A 23,460-nucleotide genomic window follows, 5' to 3' on the forward strand; every position below is an offset into this window, starting at 1 on the left:
GAGAAAGAAGAATGAAGAGAAAAATTATTGCAGTAACGGCGTGTGCCACAGGAGTTGCCCATACCTTTATGGCGGCACAGGCGCTAAAAAAAGCAGCAGCGAAACGTGGGGATTTAATCAAGGTTGAGACACAAGGAGCAACAGGTATCGAAAATGAATTGAACGAGCGGGATTGTCAAATTGGGGAAGTCGTGATTTTTGCCGTCGATACGAAAGTGAGAAATGAAGAGCGTTTCAATGGCAAGGAGATCCTTAAAGTCCCGGTAGCAGCCCCTATAAAAAATGCAGAAAAAGTAATTGAAGATGCATTAAAGCTGATTGATCAATAAAGAGGAGGAAAATCAGATGAAAAAGTTGGCAAGTGAAATGAAAAATCATGTTTTAACAGGAATATCTTATATGATTCCTCTGGTGATTGCCGGAGCAGTTATCATGGCGATTTCTCGAGTAGGCGGATCAATATTTGGGATCGTCGATATTTGGGACGCCTCTCATGGAGAAAGTGCGAATACGATCATCCGATTACTCCATAGTTTAGATGGATTCGGTGGCATCGCTTTAGGATTGATGTTTCCCGTAATATCGGCATTTATTGCTTATTCGATTTCCGATAAGCTAGGGATTGCCCCTGGTCTTGTTGGAGGTATGTTAGTAAAAGACATTAACGCAGGCTTCTTAGGCGCAATTGTTTCAGGGCTGATCGCTGGGTACATTTGCTTGTGGATCAAAAACCATATAAAGCTGCCAAAATCGATGGCATCGGTAGTTCCAGTGTTCTTAGTTCCTGTTTTAGGTACTTTAGTCACTGTCCTACTTGTGAATTATGTGATCGGTACACCATTTGCAGCTATCAATGTAGGCTTAGAGTCATGGTTGAACGGATTGAGTGGCGGAAATGCGATCGTGATGGCGGCAGTTGTAGGGGCAATGGTTGGATTTGACCTTGGGGGACCAGTAAATAAGGCAGCTGTGACAACCGCGATGGCTTTATTGACAAGTAACGTTTATGCACCAAACACTGCAGCGCAAGTGGCAATCATTATTCCACCAATTGGTTTAGGTTTAGCGACTGTTTTTGCCAAGAGTAAATACAATAACGAATTAAAAGAAGCAGGAAAATCGTCGATCATTATGGGTCTAGTAGGCATTTCAGAAGGAGCGATCCCATTTGCGGTGGAAAATCCACTAAAAGTGATCCCAGTGAATATGATTGGTTCAGCGATTGGTTCTGCAATGGCTGTTGGTCTAGGAGCTGTCAATACAGCCCCAATCTCTGGTTTTTATGGCTGGTTCACTGTAGAAAAATGGCCACTGTATGTTTTATCGATTGCTACCGGCTCATTATTCATTGCGATTTGTACAAGCTTGCTACGTTCAAAAGATGCGGGGAAAGAAACAGATACCACGATGGAAGAATTTGACGAAGCTGCTTGGGAAGAGCAGTGGGAAGCATAGCTATGACAAATGTACACATAGTAAACCACACCCATTGGGATCGTGAATGGTATTTTACTTCAATGGACTGTGTCGTTTTGAGTGACCAATTATTTAGTGATGTACTAAAAGAACTAAAGAGGCAACCGACTGCTTCTTTTGTGCTAGATGGACAACTGTCTATTCTTGACGATTATTTAGAACTATATCCTGAGCGCTTGACTGAGGTCAAAGAGTTGATCGCCAATGGTCAATTGTTCATCGGTCCTTGGTACACCCAAACAGATGCCTTTTTTGCTTCTGGTGAGTCCATCATTCGAAATGCCATGATTGGTATATTTGATAGCAAAAAATATGGCAGCTATATGCCGATCGGCTATTTGCCAGATACATTTGGTTTTAATGCTCAAATGCCAACCATATTGAACGAAGTTGGACTTGATAACATTATCTTTTGGCGAGGCATCGATTTAGGGGAACAGGTCAAATCCCCTTACTTTAAATGGACGAGTTTAAGTGGGCAAGATTCACTGTATGCGGTGAATTTTCCTCAAGGATATGGTGCACAGCAGCAATTGGAGCCAACGAGCAGTTATGTAGATGGCAGACTCGATAAAGGTGTCGATTTTATTAAGAGCTACGCGAATGAACCTGAAATCTTGATTCCAACTGGAAATGATCAGTTAGGCATTGTTTCTGCCATAGAAGAAAAACTAACGAAAATCAATCAGCTTGGAAAATACAAGTATCAATTGAGCACCTATCCAGCATTTATGGAGATCGTCCGTCAAAAAGAACTGGAAGTTTATCAAGGAGAGTTTCGTGCACCGGTTTTTGCTCGGGTCCACAAAACAATTGGTTCTGTACGAATGGATCTGAAACGTGAGATATTTCGATTAGAAAACAAATTAGTCTTAGAAATTGAACCAATGCTAGTTATTGCGAAAGATTTAGGGGTTGAATTAAGTAATCGATTGCTAATGAAAGCTTGGAAAAAGTTATTTGAATGTCAAGCCCATGATAGTTTGGCAGGCTGTGTATCAGATAGTGTTGCTCAAGATATCAGTCATCGATTAAAAGAAATCAGTGAGATTTGTGCTAGTATTGAAAATTTGATTTTAAAAAGAATCAGTGAAGGACTCGCTTTACAAGCCAATCAATTTCTGATTCTTCATCCAACACCAGTGCCATTTCAAGGGGAGAAATTCGTTAAGATCGTATCCAGAACCAACAATATCAAGGTTATTGGAGCTGATTCATCTGTTCTTGAAGCAGTGTATATCCCAAGCAGGAAAAATATTATGGAAGAAACGCCTGCTGGCAACCGTTTTATTGAAGAAGAGGGGTATTATCTGTTAACTGTTCAAGTGACTTGTGCCTTTTCAGGCCTTGGTTATCGAGTCTTTACATTTGAAGAGCAAGAGACAACTCCCGAATTTTCTTTAGATCAAAACACATGGATTAGAAATGGGAAATATACGCTTTCCTTTGAAGACGGCCACCTGATTTATTCAGATGGAAAACAACAGATCGTGGATTTCTTGTCGATCATCGATGATAGTAATGCCGGTGATACGTATGACTATTCGCCTATTTTGAATGATCAACCGATCACGCTTTCTTTTGCCAGCTGCAAAGGAAAGCAAGAAACGTTGGTTTTGGAAGGAAGTTTACATCTACCGTATACGATCGAAGAACGGATGAAAGGGATCGCCACCAAAACATTCGCCTATACATTGATCCTCCAACTGACAAAAAACGGTGAGGTAAACGCAAAGCTACGTTTTAAAAATACGCTTTTAAATCATCGGATTCGAGTGAAAGCTCGACTAAACAAGCCGATAGAAAGAGCGGTTGCAGCCATTCAATTTGGTTATCTTGAAAAGAGAAATCAAACACTGGAAAATTGGCAAGAAAAATATGCAGAAAAACCCGTCAATATTGAACCATTTGAAAAACAAGTGGTTGTTTATGATAAAGAAAACGCCCTCGTTTTTTATAGTGAGCAGAGCAAAGAGTATGAATATCTCGACGACTCCTTATATGTAACGGTACTAGCTACAACCGACTCCCTTGGAAAACCGGATTTGTTGTATCGACCAGGTCGCGCTTCTGGCGATACAACCAAAAAGGGACATATTATGATGGAAACGCCTCTTGCTCAAATGGAAAACTATGAGATGGTCTTCGATTTTTCCCTGCGAGTTGCATCAACAGCTATTTCTGAAGAGTTGTTGGCTGCTTGGAAAACTGTTAAAGAACAGCCATCGATTTCTTATCAATTGCAAGATTTGAATTACTTTATTTATCGCATAGATAATAAAATTCAAAAGCGCATTGATCCATTATCTCTGACCGATATGTCTCTTTCTTTGTTGTCCTGCAGCTTAGAACCAGGTGTGGGAGTCAGTGCGCTTCATAATGCGTATTACTCTGAGGGAATCGTTATCCGTTTCGTCAATTCAACAAACAAAGAACGATCTCTTGAGCCAAAAAAATTATTTAATGGGTACGCATATCAACGAATCAATGCATTAGAAGAACCGCTTGAAGCGGATCATATCATCCATGCTTATGGGGTAGCAACCTATTTATTAACTAAAAAATAGGAATAAAGAACACAAAATTTGTCGAGAAGGAATTGCTTCTGTAACGTTTTCCTCTACAAGATTTTGTGTTCTCGCTTTTTACAATGTTTAGAAGGAGTTTTTATGTCCGTACAACTTTTATTGCTTGCCTCACTGCCTGCACTAGGATGGGGCTTAATGCCAATCGTCGCTAAATTGATGGGAGGGAAATCAGAGGAACAACTGCTAGGAACAACAATCGCAGCCTTGATTTTCGGTAGTGTATTTGGTTTTTTGAATCAAGTGAGTTATGCCATGGTGCCATTTTTCATCAGTTTATTATCTGGGGTTTTTTGGGCTTGCGGACAATACTTCCAATTTCTCGCTTTGGAAAAAGCGGAGGTTTCTAAAGTAATGCCCGTCTCCGTCGGTACCCAATTATTATTTGTTACATTAGCATCTGGCTTCTTTCTCAAAGAATGGAAAGATTTAACGACGGTAATTTTCTCAATCATGGCACTAGGAGTCATCCTAACAGGTGTTTTCCTTGTAACTAAGACAACTCATCAGAAAACAAGCTTATCACAGCAAGTACTTCTTTATCTATGTTGTTCTTCAGCTTTTTTGATGCTATATGTGACAGTCACTGGTCTGTTTCAGATAAGTGGCGCACAGATTTTCTTGCCTCAGGCAGTAGGGATGTTTCTCGGGGGAAGCGTGATTTCCTTGAAAAGTAAGAAACAACTGCGTTTCCGCAAAATAATCCGCAATTTAGGTACTGGTAGCACTTGGGTTCTCGCGAATGCTTCGTTATTCGCTGTGTCGTCTTCTTTGGGTGTAGGCGTAACCTATTCATTTTCTCAAATGAGCTTACTTGTTGCCACCTTTGGAAGTATTATTTTCTTAAAGGAACGAAAAGTTGGCAGAGAAAAGCAATTTGTTGCTCTTGGTAGCTTGCTCTATATTGTTGGTGTATTAGGGATGAGTTGGTTGAAATAAATTTATCAGTTGAGCAATTTTAGTTAGCGACCAATAAAATAGCAGATAATAGTTTAACAAATAAATAATTTATTTAAAAATCAAAGAGTGGGTAGCCACTCTTTTTTTGTTTTGTTTAGAACATGAATAGTTAACTTATGCCACATTTTTTTATTTAAACAAGTGGCAAAATAGGATCATTTCTTCTTTTTCTTTGATGTTGTAGTTGCTGCCTTAGTTCCGACAAAGCATGTGATCGTCTTGACCAGTGAGCAAGATGTCGAACTTTCGACCCATATCGGTGTTGCCACCGTAGAGCTAGAGGGAAGGCACTTTACGCCCCTTGTTGAAGCAAATCAAGCAATCAAAAAGAGCCAACCGCTGATAAAAGCCGATCCTACTCTAGAGAGGATCGGCTTTTGTGGTGTCTGAAGGTTGATTTATACGGAATGCACATCAATAAAAGGAACGGCTGGCATACGAAACGTTTCTTATAGCGAACAACAAATCTCATAACTGAAGGCATCAGCATTAACGACTTCTGAAAAAAGTTCCGTTTGGAACAGGACGCGAGGTTTTGATGTACGCAAAAGGTCTGAAAAGACGGTACTTGCTTTTTGAATGTTTGATTCCTTTGTTGTTAGGGTGACATAGGTCGCTGCTGGTAAATGAAGGATTTGTTCCATTTCTTTGATTCCATTTGTTTTTGCTAATTCGATAAAGAGATAGGTCTCGAACTTATTCTGATCCACAAAGCTGATTAAGCCACACTCATAGGTAGGCGTTAGCTGATGTGAAACGATGGTATCATAAGCCGCTGCCATATTTTGGTGGTAAGCAATATCACCAATATTTCCTTCATAAGGAACTAGCCAAAAATGAGCTTCAGGAATTTCCAATGTGTGGACAACTTCACGCTTTTTGATTTCTTCCGAACGTTGGATCTCCGTTTTTATTTCGGTTAATAAGGTAACTTTTTCTTTCATTTCCGCTATTTTCTCTATTGCCGCTTTCGTGGCAAAATCGATCAAATTTGTTAGTTCGACTTGGACTCCATCTGTGGAAACAAATTCTTTCAGTGTTTTCAATGGAAGCTGAAGATCTGTCCATAATCGAATGACTTCAATCAGATAGACATGGGTATGGCTGAAATAGCGATACCCATTTTCAGGATTGACGTAAGTGGGTGGCAAAAGACCGATTCGCTCATAATACCGCAAGGCTTTCACATGGACATCGCTGATTTTTGCTAATTGACCGATGGTGATCAAATGTTTGGTCTCCATAAATTTCTCCTTGACCTTCCCTTTAAGGGATACTTTATAACTAGAGTATACCTTTTGTTCGGTCGTTAAAAAAGAAAAAGCTTCGATTATTTGATAAAAAGAAGTTTTTGCAGGTTTATTTGAAATGGCAAAGGGAACTATGATTAGAGGAGTGTAGATTTATGTGGAATTTATTTATACGAGCCAAAATAAACAAAAAAAAGCTGTTGCTTTTGCTCGTATTCATCAGCTTGCAAGTGCTGGGAACTTTGTATTTGCCTACTTTGACAGCCAATATTTTGAATGAGGGTGTTTTACAGGCAGATCTGGATAAGGTTTATGAGATTGGAAAAAGCATGTTGTTAGTTGCAGTTGGAACTGGTGCTGCGGCTATTTTATCAACCTATTTATCAGCTGACGTTTCGGCAAAGTTTTCCAGAAACATAAGAAATATGTTTTTTAAGAAAACCCAACTTTTATCAATACAAGACTTTAAACAATTCAAAACGTCCTCATTAATAACTAGAGCGACTAATGATGTGGAACAAGTTCAAGCAATGCTAAGTATGTTTTTCGAGATGTTATTACCTATGCCGTTTGTCGTCATTATCGGTATGATTTTGGCTTATTTAAGAGAGCCACAGATGGCTATGATCATATTTATAACTATGTTTATTTTCTTTGTTATTGCAGCGTTGTTGATTAATAAAGTTATGCCCATGTTTGATCAAGTTCAATCGGGGTTAGACCAGATCAATGAAAGAGTTGGACAATTTTTTTCAGGGATTCGAGTAATCCGGGCCTTCAACCGAACCAAATTGGAACAGCAGCAAATGAATGAGTCGTTCCATAGGTTTGCAAAGTTAAACATTCGGATCAATCGCTGGTTTGCTCTGATGATGCCGCTGATTTTATTGATTTTGAATGTAGCAACTGTCGCAATTGTCTGGTTTGGAGCGGAAAGAATCAATGCTGGGGATATGCAGATCGGTGATATTACTGCGGTGATGGAGTATGCGATGAACATTCTCTTCTATTCTGTGATGGCTCTGTATTCTTTCGTAATGATGCCCCGAGCGATAACTTGTGCCAAACGTATTCGAGAAGTTCTGAATTATTCTCCAGAAATTGAAGATGGGAAAGAGACGATGAATGTACGAACAGAGAAAGCTAAATTAGAATTCAACAATGTTAGTTTTTGCTATAGCGATGCGGAAAATCCTGTGTTGCATAATGTGAGCTTTACTTGTGAAGCGGGGAGCACAACGGCGATCATCGGTGGTACTGGTTCTGGTAAAAGTACAATTGCTAAGCTAATACCACGCCTCATTGATACACAAGGAGGAGAGGTCCTACTAAATGGTTACGCTCTTGCAGATGTCCCACAAAGAGAGCTGCGAAAGCAGATAGGTTTTGTTCCTCAAAAAGCATACTTGTTTAGTGGAACGATCGCTGAAAACCTGCGTCATGGAAATAAGAGGGCAACTGAGGAGGAAATAAATCATGCATTATCGATTGCCCAAGCAACCCCGTTTATTTCTTCATTACCACATGGAATAAAAACAACCGTATCTCAAGGAGGAACTAACTTTTCTGGGGGGCAAAAACAGCGTTTGGCTATTGCCAAAATGCTGATGAAAAAGCCTCAAGTCTATGTTTTTGACGATAGTTTTTCGGCATTAGACTTTAAAACCGACGCTGCCTTGCGCAAAGCATTGAAAGAAGAAACGAAAGAGGCAATCGTTATTTATGTAGCGCAGCGAATCAGTACGATCAAGGATGCAGATCAGATTATTGTTTTAGATGAAGGGAAAGTCGTAGGGAAAGGAACCCACCACGAACTGTTACGTTCGTGTCCGCATTATCTAGATATTGCAAGGTCACAATTGAGTGAGGAGGAACTCGTTTGAATCAAGAAAATAATGAGCAGTCAACTGGAACTATCGATGCTGAATTTTCATTAGATAAAGCTCGAAACAGCAAAGAAACACTGACCCGTTTAATAAACTACTTGATGCAGCAAAAAGGACGTCTGCTGGCGGCTTTTCTGTCTGCTATCATGGGTGTCGTTTTGACGCTTAGAGCACCACTGATTTTTAGTGAAGGAATCGACTTGATCGTCGAAGGAGTTATGCCAATGCTCATGGGAGCTGGTCCAGCTGCAATCGATTTTCAGGAACTCGGAAGAGTCATGCTGGTCCTTTTGACTTTGTATAGTCTCAGTGCGGGAATGATGTATATGCAAGAATACTTGATGGCAACTGTTTCTCAGAAACTCGTGCTCGCCTTACGGAAAGAATTGAGCGAAAAACTAACGAACGTTCCTCTGCGTTTTTATGATGATCGTCAAAAAGGAGAGATTTTGAGTCGTGTGTCAAATGACTTAGAACGAGTCAACGAGGTGTTGCAGTCTGGGATCATGCGTTTGTTTACCTCAGTATTAACGATTATCGGTGCGTTATTCTTAATGTGGCGCATCAACTACACGATGACTTTGGTTTCATTAGCTACGATCCTTGCGGGCATTCTACTTACCGCACTCGTTAGTGTGAAAATCGGTAAGTATTTTGCCAATCGTCAACGCTCGTTAGGAGTCTTCAACTCTCGTATCGAAGAATACTTTTCGGCACAAACAGAAATCAAAGTATTTACCCTTGAAGAAGAAGTCAATGAGCGTACGCAAGCAGCGAATCAGCAGTTGTATCAAGATGATAAAAAAGCACAATTTGGCATGTATGTCATTACGCCATTGATTCGTTTAGCCAATCAAGCTGGATATGTCATTATTGCTGCATTAGGTGCGAAATTAGCGATTGAAGGGAGAATTTCGATTGGTGATATTCAGGCATTTTTCCAATATGTCAACCAAGCTTCGGAACCTTTAGCAGAAGCCAGCTATGTCGCAAATTCATTTCAAGCAGCGATCGCGTCGGCAGAGCGAGTGTTTGACGTCTTGGACGAAACAGAGGAATTGGACGATTCTGCTGGTGTGAATTTGACAGAATTGCCGAAAGGAAACATTCGCTTTGAAAATGTCCGCTTTGGCTATGGCAAAGATTTACTGATGGATGGGGTAAATTTTCAGGTCAAAGCAGGCCAAAAAGTAGCGATCGTCGGACCAACAGGCGCTGGGAAAACAACACTCATCAATCTACTGATGCGTTTTTATGAATTGAATGATGGTTCGATCACGATTGATGGATTAGATATCAGGAAATTCAAACGGCATCACTTACGCTCGCTTTTTGGAATGGTCTTGCAGGATTCATGGTTAAGTAATGACACCATCAGTAGCAATATTGCTTATGGCCGTCATAAGGCAACGAAGGCTGAAATCGTTGAAGCCGCAAAAATGGCCCATGCAGATTATTTTATTCGCACACTGCCGAAGGGGTATGAATCAGTGATTAGTGATGAAACAGCAAATCTTTCTCAGGGGCAAAAACAACTGCTGTGTATTGCCAGAGCGTTTCTAGGGAATCCCCATATCTTACTATTGGATGAAGCAACCTCCAGTGTGGATACGAAAACAGAAGTCGAAATCCAAAAAGCAATGGATAATTTAATGGGTGGACGCACCAGCTTTGTGATCGCTCATCGCTTGTCCACCATTAAAAATGCTGATTTGATTCTTGTAATGGATAAAGGAACGATCGTTGAAAAAGGTAGCCATCAAGAATTACTTCAGCAAGAAGGACTATATAGCGAGATCTATCAGAGCCAGTTTGCCACCTAGAGGATTCGATCGGTTGAAAAAGCAAGCAGAGAGAAATGAAAAGGGAGGATACGATGAAAAGAATAATGGATTATCTCTTAAACAGACAAGCGACAAGCAAGGAGGTACTAACGGATGCCGATCTTTTATTGGGCAGTCATCCCAAAAAAGTGATCCATTTTGTCACATTCAAAGAGCTTTCCGTCAATGTATTTCAAAGTATTAAGCAGGTACAAAAAATCGTCTCCGAAGCGAATGTACGGCTGATAGTGAATGGGAATCTAAAAGATCGTCTACTTATAAAGTTACTTACCTTTACGATCCAGCAAAAAAAGGCGTTTACCGTCGTTGTAACTGACGGATATCGTGCCTTAAGAAACCCTAAATTGAATCAGTCGGAGGATCTGGCGATCATTATTGAAACACATTAACAAAGGTATAGTCGAGCGACCAATGCGAATAAAAAGCACTTACAACCATTTCTGTAGAGACCCTCAAAAGTTAAACTTTTGCGGTCGTACTTTCTACACATGACAGTAAGTGCTTTTTTAATAAGAACCAGCCCTACCGTCCATTCTCTGTCTGTCGATAATCACTAGGTGAAATGCCGACTTTTTTCTTGAATAAACGGCTGAAATAGGCGGTGTTTTCGATGCCGATCGCCAATGAGATCTCTTTGATGGAAAGCCGAGAATAGCGTAAAAGGTCTTTCGAATAAGAGATGCGTTTGCTGATCTGGTACTCGATGGGGGGCAAGCCCATATATTTGGAGAACTCCTTGACGATTTGATACTTATTGATATGATACTTTTCCTCCAAAGATTCCAAGGTGATCCCTTGACGGAAATCTTCTTCTAGCTGGTCACGAATCTGCAAAATATAAGGCGGGATTTCACTATCCGAAAAGTCGAGATGATATTTTTGCAGAAGCAGTTCATTGAGCAGCTGATGGATCAAAACAGAGCTTTGGAAGGCAGTTTTTGCATTTGGTTCTGGCTGTAACATCAATAAATCTTGTAAGACCAAATGGATCGGATTTTGGCGGCTGCTGGCAGGATTGGTGTGAAAAACTGGACTGCCATTTTTGAGGAATTCCTCATAAAACGCTGCGACGTTGGCGCCATATAGATGGATCCAGTCCATTTCCCAGGGATCTTGACTAACGGTACGGTAGTACTGATAGTCTAGACAGTCGATAAAAAACACATCACCTGCTTTCAATTGATAGCTTTTTCCTTTGTAGCGCAATTCACCGCAGCCGGACAATGTATATTTGATCAAATAAGAAGGCAGGTTCTCTCGTTCTGTAAAGTAAGGTTTGCTGGCTTTGAAATAGCCGATTTCTTGAATGTAATAGAAAAGTTCACGCTGCTTTTGGGTTGAAGTATTGATGTAACGCAGTGAATCAGTTGACCATGAGTGGTTGGCTTTTTCCCAGTAATCCATCGGATCCTCCTTTTTACCAAGATTGTGCAAGTCTTTATCAAAATTGTGTGATGAAACTCGTTGATTGTCAAGCTAAAATTGAGGCAACAAGAATGAATCAGTGAATTGTAATCGATTTATTTTTAAACAAGATAATGAAAGGTGGAGACCAGTGAACACATTTATCGCAATCGATATCGGTGCATCAAGCGGTCGTCTGATGCTGAGCCGTTGGGAAAATGAGCAGATCACTTTAGAAGAGATCCATCGCTTTAAAAACGGCTTTCGTCCTCATGAAGGCTTTGACCGTTGGGCGATCGATTATTTGATCCAAGAGATTTTAGTAGGACTGCAAAAAGTGAAACAAGCAGGTATCAATGACTGCTTCGTCGGAATCGACACCTGGGCAGTGGATTACTGTTTGATCGATCAAGCAGGCGAACGTTTAGGCGACCCAGTCGCTTATCGAGATAGTCGCACCAATGATGCGATCGCAGCTTTTGGTCAGCGCTATTCTTTGCAAAAACTGTATGAGAAAACAGGCATTCAGCTGCAGCCCTTCAACACGATTTTTCAGTTAGCCGCAGAAGAAGCGCAACTGCTGCAAAAAGCCGACAAGCTGCTGCTGATTCCAGACTACTTGGGCTACGTTTTTACTGGCAAGATGGTCACGGAAAAAACCAATGCTTCGACGATGCAGCTTCTAAATGCCAACACCCAAACATGGGATGCAGAATTGTTAGCTGAGATCGGCGTAACAGAAGGCCTATTCCCACCATTGGTTGATGCTGGAACGGTTTTAGGCGCACTGCAAACACAGAAGTTTCCAGCCTATGATTTGCCACAAGCGACCTTTGTCACTGTCGCTAGTCATGATACGGCATCAGCGATCATCGGTACACCTGGCGAGGGGGCAGATTGGGGCTACATCAGCAGCGGGACTTGGTCATTGCTGGGGATCGAAACCAAAGTACCCAATGTTTCCCTCGCCGCCTTTGATGAAAATTATACGAACGAATGGGGTGCCCACAACACGATTCGCTTTTTAAAAAACATCATGGGCATGTGGCTGATCCAAGAAGTGGCTCGGCAGCAAGACTATCAGTATTCCTATGCAGAATTGGCGGAATTGGCGCAAGCAACGCCTGCTTTTCAACAGTTTGTCGATGTCAATGATCCTCGTTTTTTGAATCCAGAAAACATGATTACTGAACTGCAAGCGTATTGTCGAGAAACCCAGCAGAAAGTTCCAGAAACCGCAGGGGAACTGGCTCGCTGTGTGTATGATAACTTAGCGCTTTGCTATGCCAGTGAATTACAAAAGCTGGAACAGCTGACAGGTACGACGAACAAGCTGCAAAAACTGCATATCGTGGGGGGCGGTTCCAATAATCGCTTTTTAAATCAACTGACGGCTGATGCTGCGCAGCTGACGATCGAAGCTGGCCCAAGTGAAGCAACGGCGATCGGTAATCTTTTAATTCAGATGATGAGTGCTGGCATCTTCACGTCGCTGGCTGAAGCACGCCGCGCGGTCAAACACTCATTTCCTTGCAGTGTTCATGAACCACAGTCTTTTGATCACAAGATTTTAAGCAACTATCAACGTTTTATAAAAGGAGTAGGAAAAAATGACAACGATTCAACAGCGTTATGAAGAAGCTAAGACAGCATATGCTAAATTAGGCGTCGACACGGATGCGGTTTTGAAAAAATTAGCCGATGTGAAAATCTCGATGCATGTTTGGCAAGGGGACGATGTCCAAGGATTTTTGAGTGATGAAGCATTATCTGGTGGGATCTCTGTAACGGGGAATTATCCTGGTGCTGCCCATACCCCAGAGGAGTTGCGCCAAGATTTAGAAAAAGCCTACTCTTTGATTCCTGGAAAACACAAATTGAACCTTCACGCCATCTATTTAGACACCGAGGAAGCAGTGGATCTAAATGAATTGGAGCCGAAGCATTTTGAAAAATGGGTTGCTTGGGCGAAAGAACAAGGCTTAGGTTTAGACTTCAATCCAACCTTTTTCTCACATCCCATGTTCAAAGATGGCTTTACCCTTGCTTCACCAGATGAAGAAGTTCGTCAGTTCTGGATCGAACACGGCAAACGTTCTCGTCAAATCGCTGCTTATATGGGGAAAGAAACTGGGCAAGTCTGTGTCAATAATTTCTGGGTGCCAGATGGCTACAAAGACAACCCAATCGATCGTTTTACACCACGGGAACGCTTGATGACAGCATTAGATGAGATTTTTGCTGAAGAATTGCCAGCGGAATACACGGTAGATGCCGTGGAAAGCAAGTTGTTTGGTCTTGGTGCCGAAGCCTACACCGTCGGCTCTCATGAATTTTATATGGGCTATGGCTTGACACGCGATAAATTGATTTGTTTGGATGCTGGACATTTCCATCCAACCGAAGTGATCTCCAATAAACTGTCTTCATTGGCACTATTTAGCAAAGGCATTTTGCTGCATGTCAGCCGTCCTGTACGCTGGGATAGTGATCATGTCGTGATCATGGACGATGAATTGCAAGAGATTGGTCGCGAATTGGTTCGCAATGACTTATTGTCAAAAACCAACATTGGGTTAGATTTCTTTGATGCGACGATCAATCGGGTCGCTGCGTGGGTGATCGGGACGCGCAATACTCAAAAAGCGTTGCTAAAAGCGATGCTAGAACCGATCGAAGAACTAAAAGCAATCGAATTGTCAGGTGATTTCACCACTCGTTTAGCCATGACGGAAGAATTAAAAGACTATCCGTATGCAGATGTTTGGAATTACTTCTGTGAAAGCCAAGGGGTACCAGCAGGTCTGGATTGGCTATCAGAAGTGAAAGCCTATGAAGAAACCGTCTTAAAAGCCAGAAAGTAGGAGAACGATGAAAAAGATTGATATTTTACAAGCGAATTTTGTACAAGAAATGATGGAAACGACAGCAAACCTTTACCGTTTAGGGTGGGATGAGCGCAACGGCGGCAATATTTCTTACTTATTAACAGAAGAAGAGATCTTGCCTTTCATCGATCCGCAAAGCGTCTTGCGGGAAATTCCCATGATTTTTGATGCCACGGCACTAGCTGGCAAGTACTTTATCGTGACAGGTTCAGGAAAATACTTTAAAAATGTAGCGGCACATCCAGCGGAAAACCTTGGTGTGATTCGAGTCAAAGAAGATGGGCAAACATTGGAATTGCTTTGGGGCTTGGAAAATGGTGCGGTGCCAACGAGTGAACTGCCAAGTCATTTCATGAGTCATATCGCTCGCTTGTCGGTCGATCCAGAAAACCGAATCATCATGCATAACCACGCATCGCATCTTTTAGCCATGAGTTTTACCCATGAGTTGGATGAACGCAGTTTCACGCGGACCTTGTGGCAAATGTGTACGGAGTGCTTGGTGGTCTTCCCAGAAGGTGTTTCCATCATTCCTTGGATGGTCCCAGGAACGAATGAGATCGGCGAAGCAACGGCTGCTAAAATGAAAGAGACCCGTTTGGTTCTTTGGCCGCAACATGGGATCTATGGTGCTGGCAAAGATATGGACGAAGTCTTTGGCTTGATTGAAACGGCAGAGAAAGCTGCGGAAGTGTACACCTATGTCAAAGCGCAAGGCCCAATTTTACAAACCATTACAGATGAAAATCTGAAAAAACTGGCTGACGCTTTCAAAGTCACTCCCCGAGCAGGCTATCTTGAGGTATAATCAATGGTAGAAGAATAGAAAAGGCTTTCAGTCTTTTCTATTTAAAATATATTGTGAATAAACAAACAAATGGAGGTAGGAAGAATGGCAAATAGAATGATTTTGAATGAAACATCGTATTTTGGAAAAGGAGCGATCGAGAACGTACCGACCGAATTCAAGGCACGAGGGTTTAAAAAAGCGGCAGTGATCACCGACAAAGATTTGGTGAAATTTGAAGTTGCAACCAAAGTGACGAAATTATTGGATGAAGCAGGTGTCGATTATGCGTTATATGATGGGATCGTGCCGAACCCAACGATCCAAAATGTCAAAGACGGCTTAGCGTTTGTCAAAGAATCCCAAGCCGATTGTATCATTGCGATTGGCGGTGGTTCACCGATCGATACGGCAAAAGCGATCGCGATCATTGCTACGAATCCTGAATTTTCAGATGTGATTAGTTTGGAAGGCGTGGCAGACACGAAACATCCATGCTTGCCGATTTTAGCGGTACCGACAACTTCTGGGACTGCAGCCGAAGTAACGATCAACTATGTGATTACAGATGAAGAAAATCATCGGAAATTTGTTTGTGTAGATCCTCACGATATTCCTCTGGTAGCCTTTGTGGACAGCGATATGATGATGGGGATGCCTAAGAGCTTGGCAGCCGCAACGGGAATGGATGCCATGACCCACGCCATCGAAGGCTTCATTACCAAAGGCGCTTGGGAAATGACTGATATGCTGCACATCAAAGCAATTGAGATCATCGGCCGCTCATTGAGAGATTCCGTGAATGGCGATCAAGCAGGACGAGAAGCGATGGCGTTAGGACAATACATTGCCGGTATGGGCTTTTCAAACGTCGGCTTGGGCTTAGTCCATGGCATGGCACATCCATTGTCCGCTTGGTACAACATTCCTCACGGAGTAGCGTGCGCGTCCTTGTTGCCAACCATCATGAAATACAACAAAGACTTTACGGGTGAAAAGTACCGTGAGATCGCGATCGTTTTAGGCATTGAAGGGGCAGAAACGATGTCACTTGAAGACGTCCGCGATGCTGCTTGCCAAGCAATCGATCAGTTAAGCAAAGATGTGGGCATTCCAGCGACCATTTCTGAATTAGGCGTCAAAGAAGAAGATATCCCAGCCATCGCCAAAGATGCCTTGAACGATGTCTGCACACCAGGCAACCCGCGGGATACGACTTTAGAAGAAATTATTGAGCTTTATCGTTCGTTGATGTAAAAAGCTCAAATCATTCCTTTCAATGAGAGTGGATATTTCGCTTGCTGCACAAGCCGTTTAAACCTGGATTGCTCCTTAACGGGGTTTGAAGGGTTTCGATAAGCGGCGTTTTCCTTCTCGTTTTATTGGAACTAGCAGCTTTTCTTATTCCAACAGTTGAATAAGGAACATTGATGATAACACAGATTTTGTTACAGCCATTTTGAAAAATGGCTGTTTTTTTTGTCCTTATCGTTGTATTGTAATTCTTATTATCGATCGTCTTTGTCCCTTGAAGGGGACAAAGAATGATAGAACGCTTACATTTCCTGGTGCTATGATAAGTGTGTAGAAAGGAGAACGGTTACATGACTGTTATGGAACAACGAAAGAGAAAAATCATCCATATTCTTTCCAATACGAGAGAATTTGTCACAGCCGATGAACTATCCGCAGCGCTTCGACTTTCTACAAAGTCGATTTATCGCATCGTAAAAGCGATCAATGAGGATGCCACGATTGACTATGTGATTCTCTCAGAAAAAGGGAAAGGCTACCGCTTAAGTTTCCATCATCAAGAAAAGCCCCAGAGTCAGAAAGCAGAAATGCCGAATGCACTGACACCAGTGGAACGCCGTAACAAGGTGATGGAGGAGCTATTGCTTATTTCCCCCAAAAGAAAGAATATTTTTTCCCTGTATCAGCCTTTTTATGTGAGTGAAACGGTCATCAGCAGTGATGAGAAATTAATTTCTGAAGCTTTGCAGCGTTTTGAGCTGACGGTTTCCCGCAAAAATAAAATGATCGGGGTGAACGGTGCAGAAAAAAATATCCGTCGTGCATTGCAGGAGTATATCCAGCAAACCCGCAATATCCGCTTGGATGATCTGCATGTGACGAATGAGGCGTTCAACCGTTATGATGCGGAGTTTGTTTTGCGACAGCTGAATTTGATTGAAAATCATCTAGGCTTAGTAATTCCTCACCCATACAACATCAATCTTTTTTCTCACCTGTATATCTTATTGCGGCGGTTTCGCAAAGTAGGGAATTCGTTTAACGAGGATATTTTAGATGAGAAAGAGAAACAGCAAATGCAAGAAAACCCAGAGTTAGCCACCATCGCCAAAGAGATCATTGGCAATAGCGAACAGTACTTGCATACGAAATTACCAGAAAACGAAAGCTATTATATGTATCAGTACCTCGTCTCCTCACGGATGCAAAAGGCCACGGATGAATTAGAGGATCTGTCAGAACAAGTAAAACTGATTTCCAATGCATTTATAGAAAAAATGAGTACCCAGCTGCAGCGCTCATTTGAAGACGAGGAGTTATTCGGTAAATTGGCTCGCCATATCAAACCAATGATCAATCGATTGCGACATGGGATTGAAGTAAAAAACAATCTTTTGGAGCAAATCAAATTAGAATACACAGATTTGTTTTTTGCTACCGAAGAGACTGCAAGAGAAATCTGCCAAGTGTACGATTTGCCAGCGCTCACAGAAGATGAAATCGGCTTTGTCACCCTTTACTTTGCTCAAGCGATCGAAGAACATCCTCAACAACTCAAGGTTATGATCGTCTGTACTACGGGAATCGGGACCTCCGAATTATTAAAAGTAAAAGTGCATAAGAAATTTCGTGAGTTGGCAATCACCGCTGTCCTACCTTCTCGTGATGTGGAAGCGGCTTTAAAGCAACACCCGGATACGGAGATGATCATCTCAACCGTTCAATTAACGATCGATAGTCCGATTCCGGTCGTGATCGTGAGCGCCATGCTGACGATGGAAGACCAAAAACGCCTTGAAGTGATGATTGGGAGGGTGAGAAATGACTAAATTCCCTTTGTCCCTTACTTTAGTTTCAACAAAAGCAGGAGAGACGAAAGTCGATGTTTTAAGGAAGATTGCAGCTGTTAGCCAAACAATCGGGCTGACGGAGAGCAAAACCCTGCTATTTGAAGCACTGCAAGCCCGAGAAGCGAGCGGCAATACGATGATTGCTGAAGATTTTGCGCTACCACACATTGAAAGTGCAGTGGTGAAAAAAAGCGGAATCGTTCTAGTCAGAGGTGAAAAAGTCCTTTGGCAGGGAACGCTGCAAGCAAAAACGATTTTTGCGATCCTGATGAAGACTGACGAAACAACCGCGGTGAAACAAGCAGTCATCCGCTTAATGAAATGTTTCGCCTATGAAGAAAATCTGCAATTCATTGCAGAAAAATCAAAAGAAGAAATCGAAGCCTTCCTTCTCAACCAACGTGGCTGATAGGAATGAATGATCAATTCAGTAAGGCAAGAGGGACTCAACTAGAGGAGGAAAACGAATGGATATTTCAACAGTGATTGATCCAAAAATAATCAAAACCAACATGGAGGCAGCTTCTAAAGAAGAAGCCCTGCAGCAATTGAGTCAGCTTTTATATACCAATGAGTATTTGACGGATCAGGCAGCATTTTTAAAAGATGTCTATGAGCGGGAAGCAGTTGGTCAAACAGGGATTGGTAATTACATTGCCATTCCTCATGGAAAAAGTGCTCATGTGAAGGAGATCGGCGTAGCAATCGGGGTTTTAAAAGAAGAGATCCCTTGGGAAACGTTGGATGGCAAGGGAGTGAAAGGAATTATCTTATTCGCCGTCGGTGATGACACGGAAGGGGCGCAAAAGCATTTGAAACTACTCTCTTTGTTCGCTCGGAAATTAGGAAATGACGAGGTGACGGCTGCCTTGTTGAAAGCAAAAGAGCCGCAGCAAGTGATTGAAGCATTTCAAGGATAACAGAAAATTTAAGGAGGAATTATTTATGAAAATCGTCGGAGTATGTGCATGTACAGTAGGGATCGCTCACACTTATATTGCTCAAGAAAAGTTAGAAAATGCGGCTAAAAAGGCAGGCTACGAGATCCATGTGGAAACACAAGGAACGATCGGTCGTGAAAATGAATTGTCACCTGAAGCGATTGCGGCTGCAGATGTCGTGATTTTAGCAGTTGACGTCAAAGTAGCAGGACGTGAACGATTTGAAGGGAAACGGATCATTCAAGTGCCGACCGAAGTTGCCATCAAGTCCCCAAGCAAATTGTTGGAAAAAGCCAAAGAGGTCGTCCAACAGCAGGCGGTCTAAGAAAACCGAAGGAGGAAGGAAACTATGGAAAAAATCAAAGCATTGAATTTAAAAGGACACTTGTTGACAGCCATCTCCTATTTGATTCCGATTGTCTGCGGTGCCGGATTCTTGATTGCCATTGGCATGGCTTTCGGCGGCACCAGCCAGGGACAACTAGTGCCAGGTGAATTTACGATTTGGGATGCTTTAGCTACGATGGGAGGCGCAGGACTCGGGTTGCTTCCAGTGGTCATTGCGACAGGAATTTCTTATGCGATTGCCGAAAAACCGGGGATCGCGCCAGGGTTTATTATTGGTTTGACAGCCAATGCCATTGGTGCAGGTTTTATTGGGGGAATTTTGGGCGGCTACTTAGCTGGATATCTAGTAATTGCTATTTTACGATTTATTAAAGTACCAAATTGGGCGAAAGGCTTGATGCCGACATTGATCATTCCCTTTTTGACCTCTTTGATCGGTGGTCTGATCATGGTCTATATTATCGGTACACCGATCACTGCCTTTACGAACTTACTGACGCACGCATTAAATAGCTTAGGCTCCTCTTCATTATTGGTTTTTGGTGCCGTCATCGGCTTGTTGAGCGGCGTTGATTATGGTGGACCAATCAATAAAACGGTCTTTGCTTTTGTTCTGACGATGCAAGCAGAAGGGATCAATGGACCGATCACTGCACTGCAATTAGTCAATACTGCAACACCGATCGGCTTTGGTTTCGCATTCTTCATTGCAAAACTGTTCGGCAAAAACATCTATACGCCTGTAGAAGTGGAAACGTTAAAGTCTGCCGTACCAATGGGTGTGATCAATATCGTTGAAGGGGTGATCCCAATCGTTATGAACGATATCGTCCGAGGGCTGATCGCAACTGCTATTGGCGGCGCTGCTGGCGGGGCTGTTTCAATGGTCTTAGGGGCAGATGCAACTGTACCGTTTGGTGGTGTGCTGATGCTGCCGACCATGACTCGTCCATGGGCTGGGGCAGTAGCTTTGCTGGTAAATATAGTAGTGACTGGGATCACCTTGGCTTTGATTAAGAAAAATGTCACTGAAGAACAAGTAGCCGCACAAGCAGAAGTGGAAGAAGAAGAAATCGATTTAGATGATATTCAAATTTTCTAAAAAAGCGATTCAATTGAAAGAAGAGTCGTTCCTCTCAGTACAAGACTGATTGAGGAGAAAGGATAAGTCTATGAACAAAGTTGAATTTTCACCGTCATTGATGACGATGGATCTAGATAAATTTAAAGAACAAATCACTTTTTTGAATGACCAAGTTGACTCCTATCATATTGATATTATGGATGGTCATTACGTACCCAATATTTCCCTATCCCCATGGTTTATTCAAGAGGTCCGCAAAATCAGTACTTTGCCTCTGTCCGCTCATTTGATGGTCACTGAACCTGCTTTTTGGGTGCAGCAGCTGATCGATATCAACTGTGAATGGATCTGTATGCACGCTGAGGTTTTGGATGGATTAGCATTTCGTCTGATCGATCAAATCCATGATGCTGGATTAAAAGCCGGGATCGTTTTAAATCCTGAAACGCCAGTATCGGTCATTTTGCCTTATATCGATCTTTTGGATAAAGTCACGATCATGACAGTTGATCCAGGGTTTGCTGGCCAACGCTTTATTGAAGGGGCGTTAGATAAAATTGTTGAACTACGGGAATTACGGGAAGAATACGACTATCACTATGTCATTGAAATGGACGGTTCCTCCAACCGGAAATCCTTCAAACGGATCGATGAAGCCAATCCAGACATCTATATTGTCGGACGCAGTGGATTGTTTGGTTTAGATGACGACATTGCCAAAGCATGGTCGATCATGGTCGCAGATTATCAAGAAATGACTGGAAAAGTTTTGAGCAGCTAAGCAAAGCCGAAAGCAAAAGAACCGAACGACCAAAGTTAGGACTGTTAAAAAGAGGAGCATTCGTTGCCTATTAGCCAGTAAACTTTGGACGTCCGGTTCTTTTCTATTGTGAAAAGGCAGTGAATAGAAACATGCTGGCTGAAGAAAGTGAAGGAGGCAAATTAATTGAAAAAACTATTTGATAAAATCGATCAATTAGGAGTGAACACCCTTCGTACATTAAGTATCGAAGCCGTACAAAAAGCCAATTCAGGACATCCAGGATTACCGATGGGGGCAGCACCCATGGCCTATGCCTTGTGGACGAAACACTTGAAAGTCAATCCAACGACTTCTCGCAACTGGGTGGATCGTGACCGCTTTGTTTTGTCTGCTGGACACGGTTCGGCGTTATTGTACAGCTTGTTGCACGTGTCTGGTTACGATGTGACCATTGAGGATCTAAAAAACTTCCGTCAATGGGATAGCCGCACGCCAGGACATCCAGAAGTCGATCACACAGACGGCGTGGAAGCAACCACTGGACCTTTAGGACAAGGGATCGCCATGGCAGTCGGTATGGCGATGGCGACTTGATGGAAGGTGTTTCGCAAGAAGCTGCATCCATGGCTGGTCACATGAAATTAGACAAACTGATCGTCTTGTACGATTCAAATGACATCTCCCTAGATGGCCCAACTTCAAAAGCCTTTACAGAAAATGTCGGTGCGCGTTTTGAAGCGTATGGCTGGCAACACATTCTCGTTGAAGACGGCAATGATTTAGAAGCGATCTCGAAAGCGATCGACGAAGCAAAAGCTGAAAGCGACAAACCAACCTTGATCGAAATCAAGACTGTGATCGGATACGGTGCGCCAAATCAAGGCACCTCTGCCGTTCATGGTGCGCCGATCGGCGCCGAAGGCATTTCTGCAGCCAAAGCGATTTATGGTTGGGAATACCCAGAATTTACCGTACCTGAAGAAGTTGCCGCGCGCTTCAAAGAAACCATGATCGATGAAGGGCAAAAAGCTGAAGCAGCTTGGAACGAAACCTTCCGTGCCTATGAAGCAGCCTACCCAGAACTTGCTGCGCAATTCAAACAAGCCTTTGCGGGTGAATTGCCAGCAGATTGGGATGCAGCATTACCAAGCTACGAAGTTGGCAGCTCACAAGCTAGTCGAGTATCTAGCAAAGAGATGATCCAAGCCTTATCCAAAGCCGTCCCTAGTCTCTGGGGTGGATCGGCTGACCTTTCTGGATCCAACAACACGATGGTGGCAGCAGAAAAAGACTTTGAACCTGGCCAATACGAAGGCCGCAACATTTGGTTTGGCGTCCGAGAATTTGCGATGGCGGCAGCGATGAACGGCATCCAATTGCATGGCGGTACGCGAATCTATGGCGGAACCTTCTTCGTCTTCGTTGATTACTTACGTCCAGCGGTGCGCTTGTCTGCGATCCAGCATGCACCTGTGATCTATGTCTTGACGCATGACTCCGTGGCGGTGGGAGAAGATGGACCGACGCATGAGCCAATCGAGCAATTAGCCAGCGTCCGTTGCATGCCAAATGTCCAAGTGATTCGTCCAGCAGACGGCAATGAAACCCGTGCTGCCTGGAAATTGGCCATGACGACAACGGATAAACCAACAGTCTTAGTCTTAAGCCGACAAAATCTACCAGTGATCGAAGGCACGCAAACCGGTGCGGATGAAAATGTCGCAAAAGGTGGTTACGTGATTTCAAAACAAGCTGGTGAAACACCAGCGGGGATTTTGATCGCCACAGGTTCTGAAGTGAATCTTGCGGTTCAAGCACAAGCTAAATTGGCAGAAGAAGGCATCGATGTATCGGTGGTCTCCTTACCAAGCTTTGATCTGTTTGAAGCACAAAGCTCAGAATACAAAGAAAGCGTCTTGCCAAAAGCAGTGAAGAAACGGGTAGCGATCGAAGCGGCTTCCCCATTTGGTTGGGAACGTTACACCGGTTGCCATGGAAAAGTGATCGCGATCGATCATTTCGGTGCATCCGCACCTGGTAACAAAGTCTTAGCGGAATTCGGCTTCAGTGTTGAGAATGTCGTGAATACTTTCAACTCACTATAATCAAAAAACAGGCGATCTTTAGAGGGAACACTCCT

Annotated in this window: 19 protein-coding genes and 2 pseudogenes; 19 read left to right on the plus strand and 2 right to left on the minus strand. The window is 42.7% G+C overall.

What is annotated here, in order from left to right; translation table 11 throughout:
• The first annotated feature begins 11 nt into the window (after positions 1–11).
• From ACTW1R_RS04435 to ACTW1R_RS04455, 5 genes and pseudogenes are all read left to right on the plus strand, one after another.
• Positions 12–329, plus strand: coding sequence for a PTS fructose transporter subunit IIB (locus ACTW1R_RS04435; RefSeq protein WP_008380922.1), 318 nt, complete (start codon positions 12–14; stop codon positions 327–329).
• The gene (locus tag ACTW1R_RS04440; RefSeq protein WP_071859233.1) at positions 319–1,455 is read left to right on the plus strand and encodes a PTS fructose transporter subunit IIC; all 1,137 of its coding nucleotides are present in this window, start codon (positions 319–321) and stop codon (positions 1,453–1,455) included. The genes ACTW1R_RS04435 and ACTW1R_RS04440 overlap by 11 nt, the downstream gene beginning before the upstream one ends.
• A 2-nt stretch (positions 1,456–1,457) precedes the next feature.
• Positions 1,458–4,043, plus strand: a complete 2,586-nt coding sequence (locus ACTW1R_RS04445; protein ID WP_156236011.1) for a glycoside hydrolase family 38 N-terminal domain-containing protein — start codon at positions 1,458–1,460, stop codon at positions 4,041–4,043.
• Positions 4,044–4,145: 102 nt separating this feature from the next.
• On the plus strand, positions 4,146–5,000 hold the full coding sequence (locus ACTW1R_RS04450; RefSeq protein WP_156236009.1) for a GRP family sugar transporter: 855 nt from the start codon (positions 4,146–4,148) through the stop codon (positions 4,998–5,000).
• 204 nt (positions 5,001–5,204) lie between these two features.
• A pseudogene (locus tag ACTW1R_RS04455) lies at positions 5,205–5,411 on the plus strand (PTS glucose transporter subunit IIA); the annotation flags it as partial.
• 59 nt (positions 5,412–5,470) lie between these two features.
• On the opposite strand, the gene ACTW1R_RS04460 reads toward ACTW1R_RS04455, so the two are convergent.
• On the minus strand, positions 5,471–6,265 hold the full coding sequence (locus ACTW1R_RS04460; protein ID WP_156236007.1) for a MerR family transcriptional regulator: 795 nt from the start codon (positions 6,263–6,265) through the stop codon (positions 5,471–5,473).
• A gap of 161 nt (positions 6,266–6,426) precedes the next feature.
• Between ACTW1R_RS04460 and ACTW1R_RS04465 the strand changes: the two genes are divergently transcribed.
• From ACTW1R_RS04465 to ACTW1R_RS04475, 3 genes are read left to right on the plus strand one after another with little or no spacing between them, the layout of a single operon-like run.
• Positions 6,427–8,154, plus strand: coding sequence for an ABC transporter ATP-binding protein (locus ACTW1R_RS04465; protein WP_270290611.1), 1,728 nt, complete (start codon positions 6,427–6,429; stop codon positions 8,152–8,154).
• Positions 8,151–9,980, plus strand: a complete 1,830-nt coding sequence (locus ACTW1R_RS04470) for an ABC transporter ATP-binding protein (RefSeq protein WP_205820704.1) — start codon at positions 8,151–8,153, stop codon at positions 9,978–9,980. Before ACTW1R_RS04465 ends, ACTW1R_RS04470 begins: the two co-directional genes overlap by 4 nt.
• Before the next feature lie 53 nt (positions 9,981–10,033).
• On the plus strand, positions 10,034–10,390 hold the full coding sequence (locus tag ACTW1R_RS04475) for a hypothetical protein (RefSeq protein WP_115232017.1): 357 nt from the start codon (positions 10,034–10,036) through the stop codon (positions 10,388–10,390).
• 133 nt (positions 10,391–10,523) lie between these two features.
• Here the strand turns inward: ACTW1R_RS04475 and ACTW1R_RS04480 are convergent, their stop codons facing one another.
• Complete coding sequence (locus ACTW1R_RS04480; protein WP_271814935.1) at positions 10,524–11,405, minus strand: AraC family transcriptional regulator; 882 nt, start codon at positions 11,403–11,405, stop codon at positions 10,524–10,526.
• Between the two features lie 151 nt (positions 11,406–11,556).
• On the opposite strand from ACTW1R_RS04480, the gene rhaB reads away from it, so the two are divergent.
• The 11 genes and pseudogenes from rhaB to ACTW1R_RS04535 all read left to right on the plus strand — a co-directional run bounded on the left by rhaB (position 11,557) and on the right by ACTW1R_RS04535 (position 23,425).
• Positions 11,557–13,041 carry a rhamnulokinase gene (gene rhaB, locus ACTW1R_RS04485; RefSeq protein ID WP_413158518.1) on the plus strand — a complete coding sequence of 495 codons (1,485 nt, stop codon included), beginning with the start codon at positions 11,557–11,559 and terminating at the stop codon, positions 13,039–13,041.
• A complete protein-coding gene (gene rhaA, locus ACTW1R_RS04490) occupies positions 13,016–14,269 on the plus strand; it encodes an L-rhamnose isomerase (RefSeq protein ID WP_270290608.1) in 1,254 nt (417 codons plus the stop codon). Before rhaB ends, rhaA begins: the two co-directional genes overlap by 26 nt.
• Positions 14,270–14,276: 7 nt before the next feature.
• A complete protein-coding gene (gene rhaD, locus ACTW1R_RS04495; protein ID WP_005234418.1) occupies positions 14,277–15,101 on the plus strand; it encodes a rhamnulose-1-phosphate aldolase in 825 nt (274 codons plus the stop codon).
• 84 nt (positions 15,102–15,185) lie between these two features.
• Entirely contained in the window at positions 15,186–16,337 is a 1,152-nt protein-coding gene (gene fucO / locus ACTW1R_RS04500; protein ID WP_270276985.1) for a lactaldehyde reductase, read from the plus strand.
• Between the two features lie 347 nt (positions 16,338–16,684).
• Positions 16,685–18,163 (plus strand): BglG family transcription antiterminator, encoded by a 1,479-nt coding sequence (locus ACTW1R_RS04505; protein ID WP_489927459.1) that lies wholly within the window; start codon positions 16,685–16,687, stop codon positions 18,161–18,163.
• Positions 18,156–18,593, plus strand: a complete 438-nt coding sequence (locus ACTW1R_RS04510; protein ID WP_312190490.1) for a PTS sugar transporter subunit IIA — start codon at positions 18,156–18,158, stop codon at positions 18,591–18,593. The genes ACTW1R_RS04505 and ACTW1R_RS04510 overlap by 8 nt, the downstream gene beginning before the upstream one ends.
• A gap of 58 nt (positions 18,594–18,651) precedes the next feature.
• The gene (locus tag ACTW1R_RS04515; protein ID WP_074536500.1) at positions 18,652–19,104 is read left to right on the plus strand and encodes a PTS sugar transporter subunit IIA; all 453 of its coding nucleotides are present in this window, start codon (positions 18,652–18,654) and stop codon (positions 19,102–19,104) included.
• A gap of 25 nt (positions 19,105–19,129) precedes the next feature.
• Positions 19,130–19,450 (plus strand): PTS fructose transporter subunit IIB, encoded by a 321-nt coding sequence (locus tag ACTW1R_RS04520; protein ID WP_008380953.1) that lies wholly within the window; start codon positions 19,130–19,132, stop codon positions 19,448–19,450.
• A 24-nt stretch (positions 19,451–19,474) separates the two neighbouring features.
• Positions 19,475–20,575: a PTS fructose transporter subunit IIC gene (locus ACTW1R_RS04525; RefSeq protein ID WP_489927460.1), complete on the plus strand. Its 1,101-nt coding sequence runs from the start codon at positions 19,475–19,477 to the stop codon at positions 20,573–20,575.
• A gap of 70 nt (positions 20,576–20,645) precedes the next feature.
• Entirely contained in the window at positions 20,646–21,338 is a 693-nt protein-coding gene (gene alsE / locus ACTW1R_RS04530) for a D-allulose 6-phosphate 3-epimerase (RefSeq protein ID WP_086294769.1), read from the plus strand.
• 165 nt (positions 21,339–21,503) lie between these two features.
• A pseudogene (locus ACTW1R_RS04535) lies at positions 21,504–23,425 on the plus strand (transketolase family protein).
• The last annotated feature ends 35 nt before the right edge of the window (positions 23,426–23,460 follow it).

It is taken from the genome of Enterococcus sp. R12 (genome assembly GCF_058135755.1).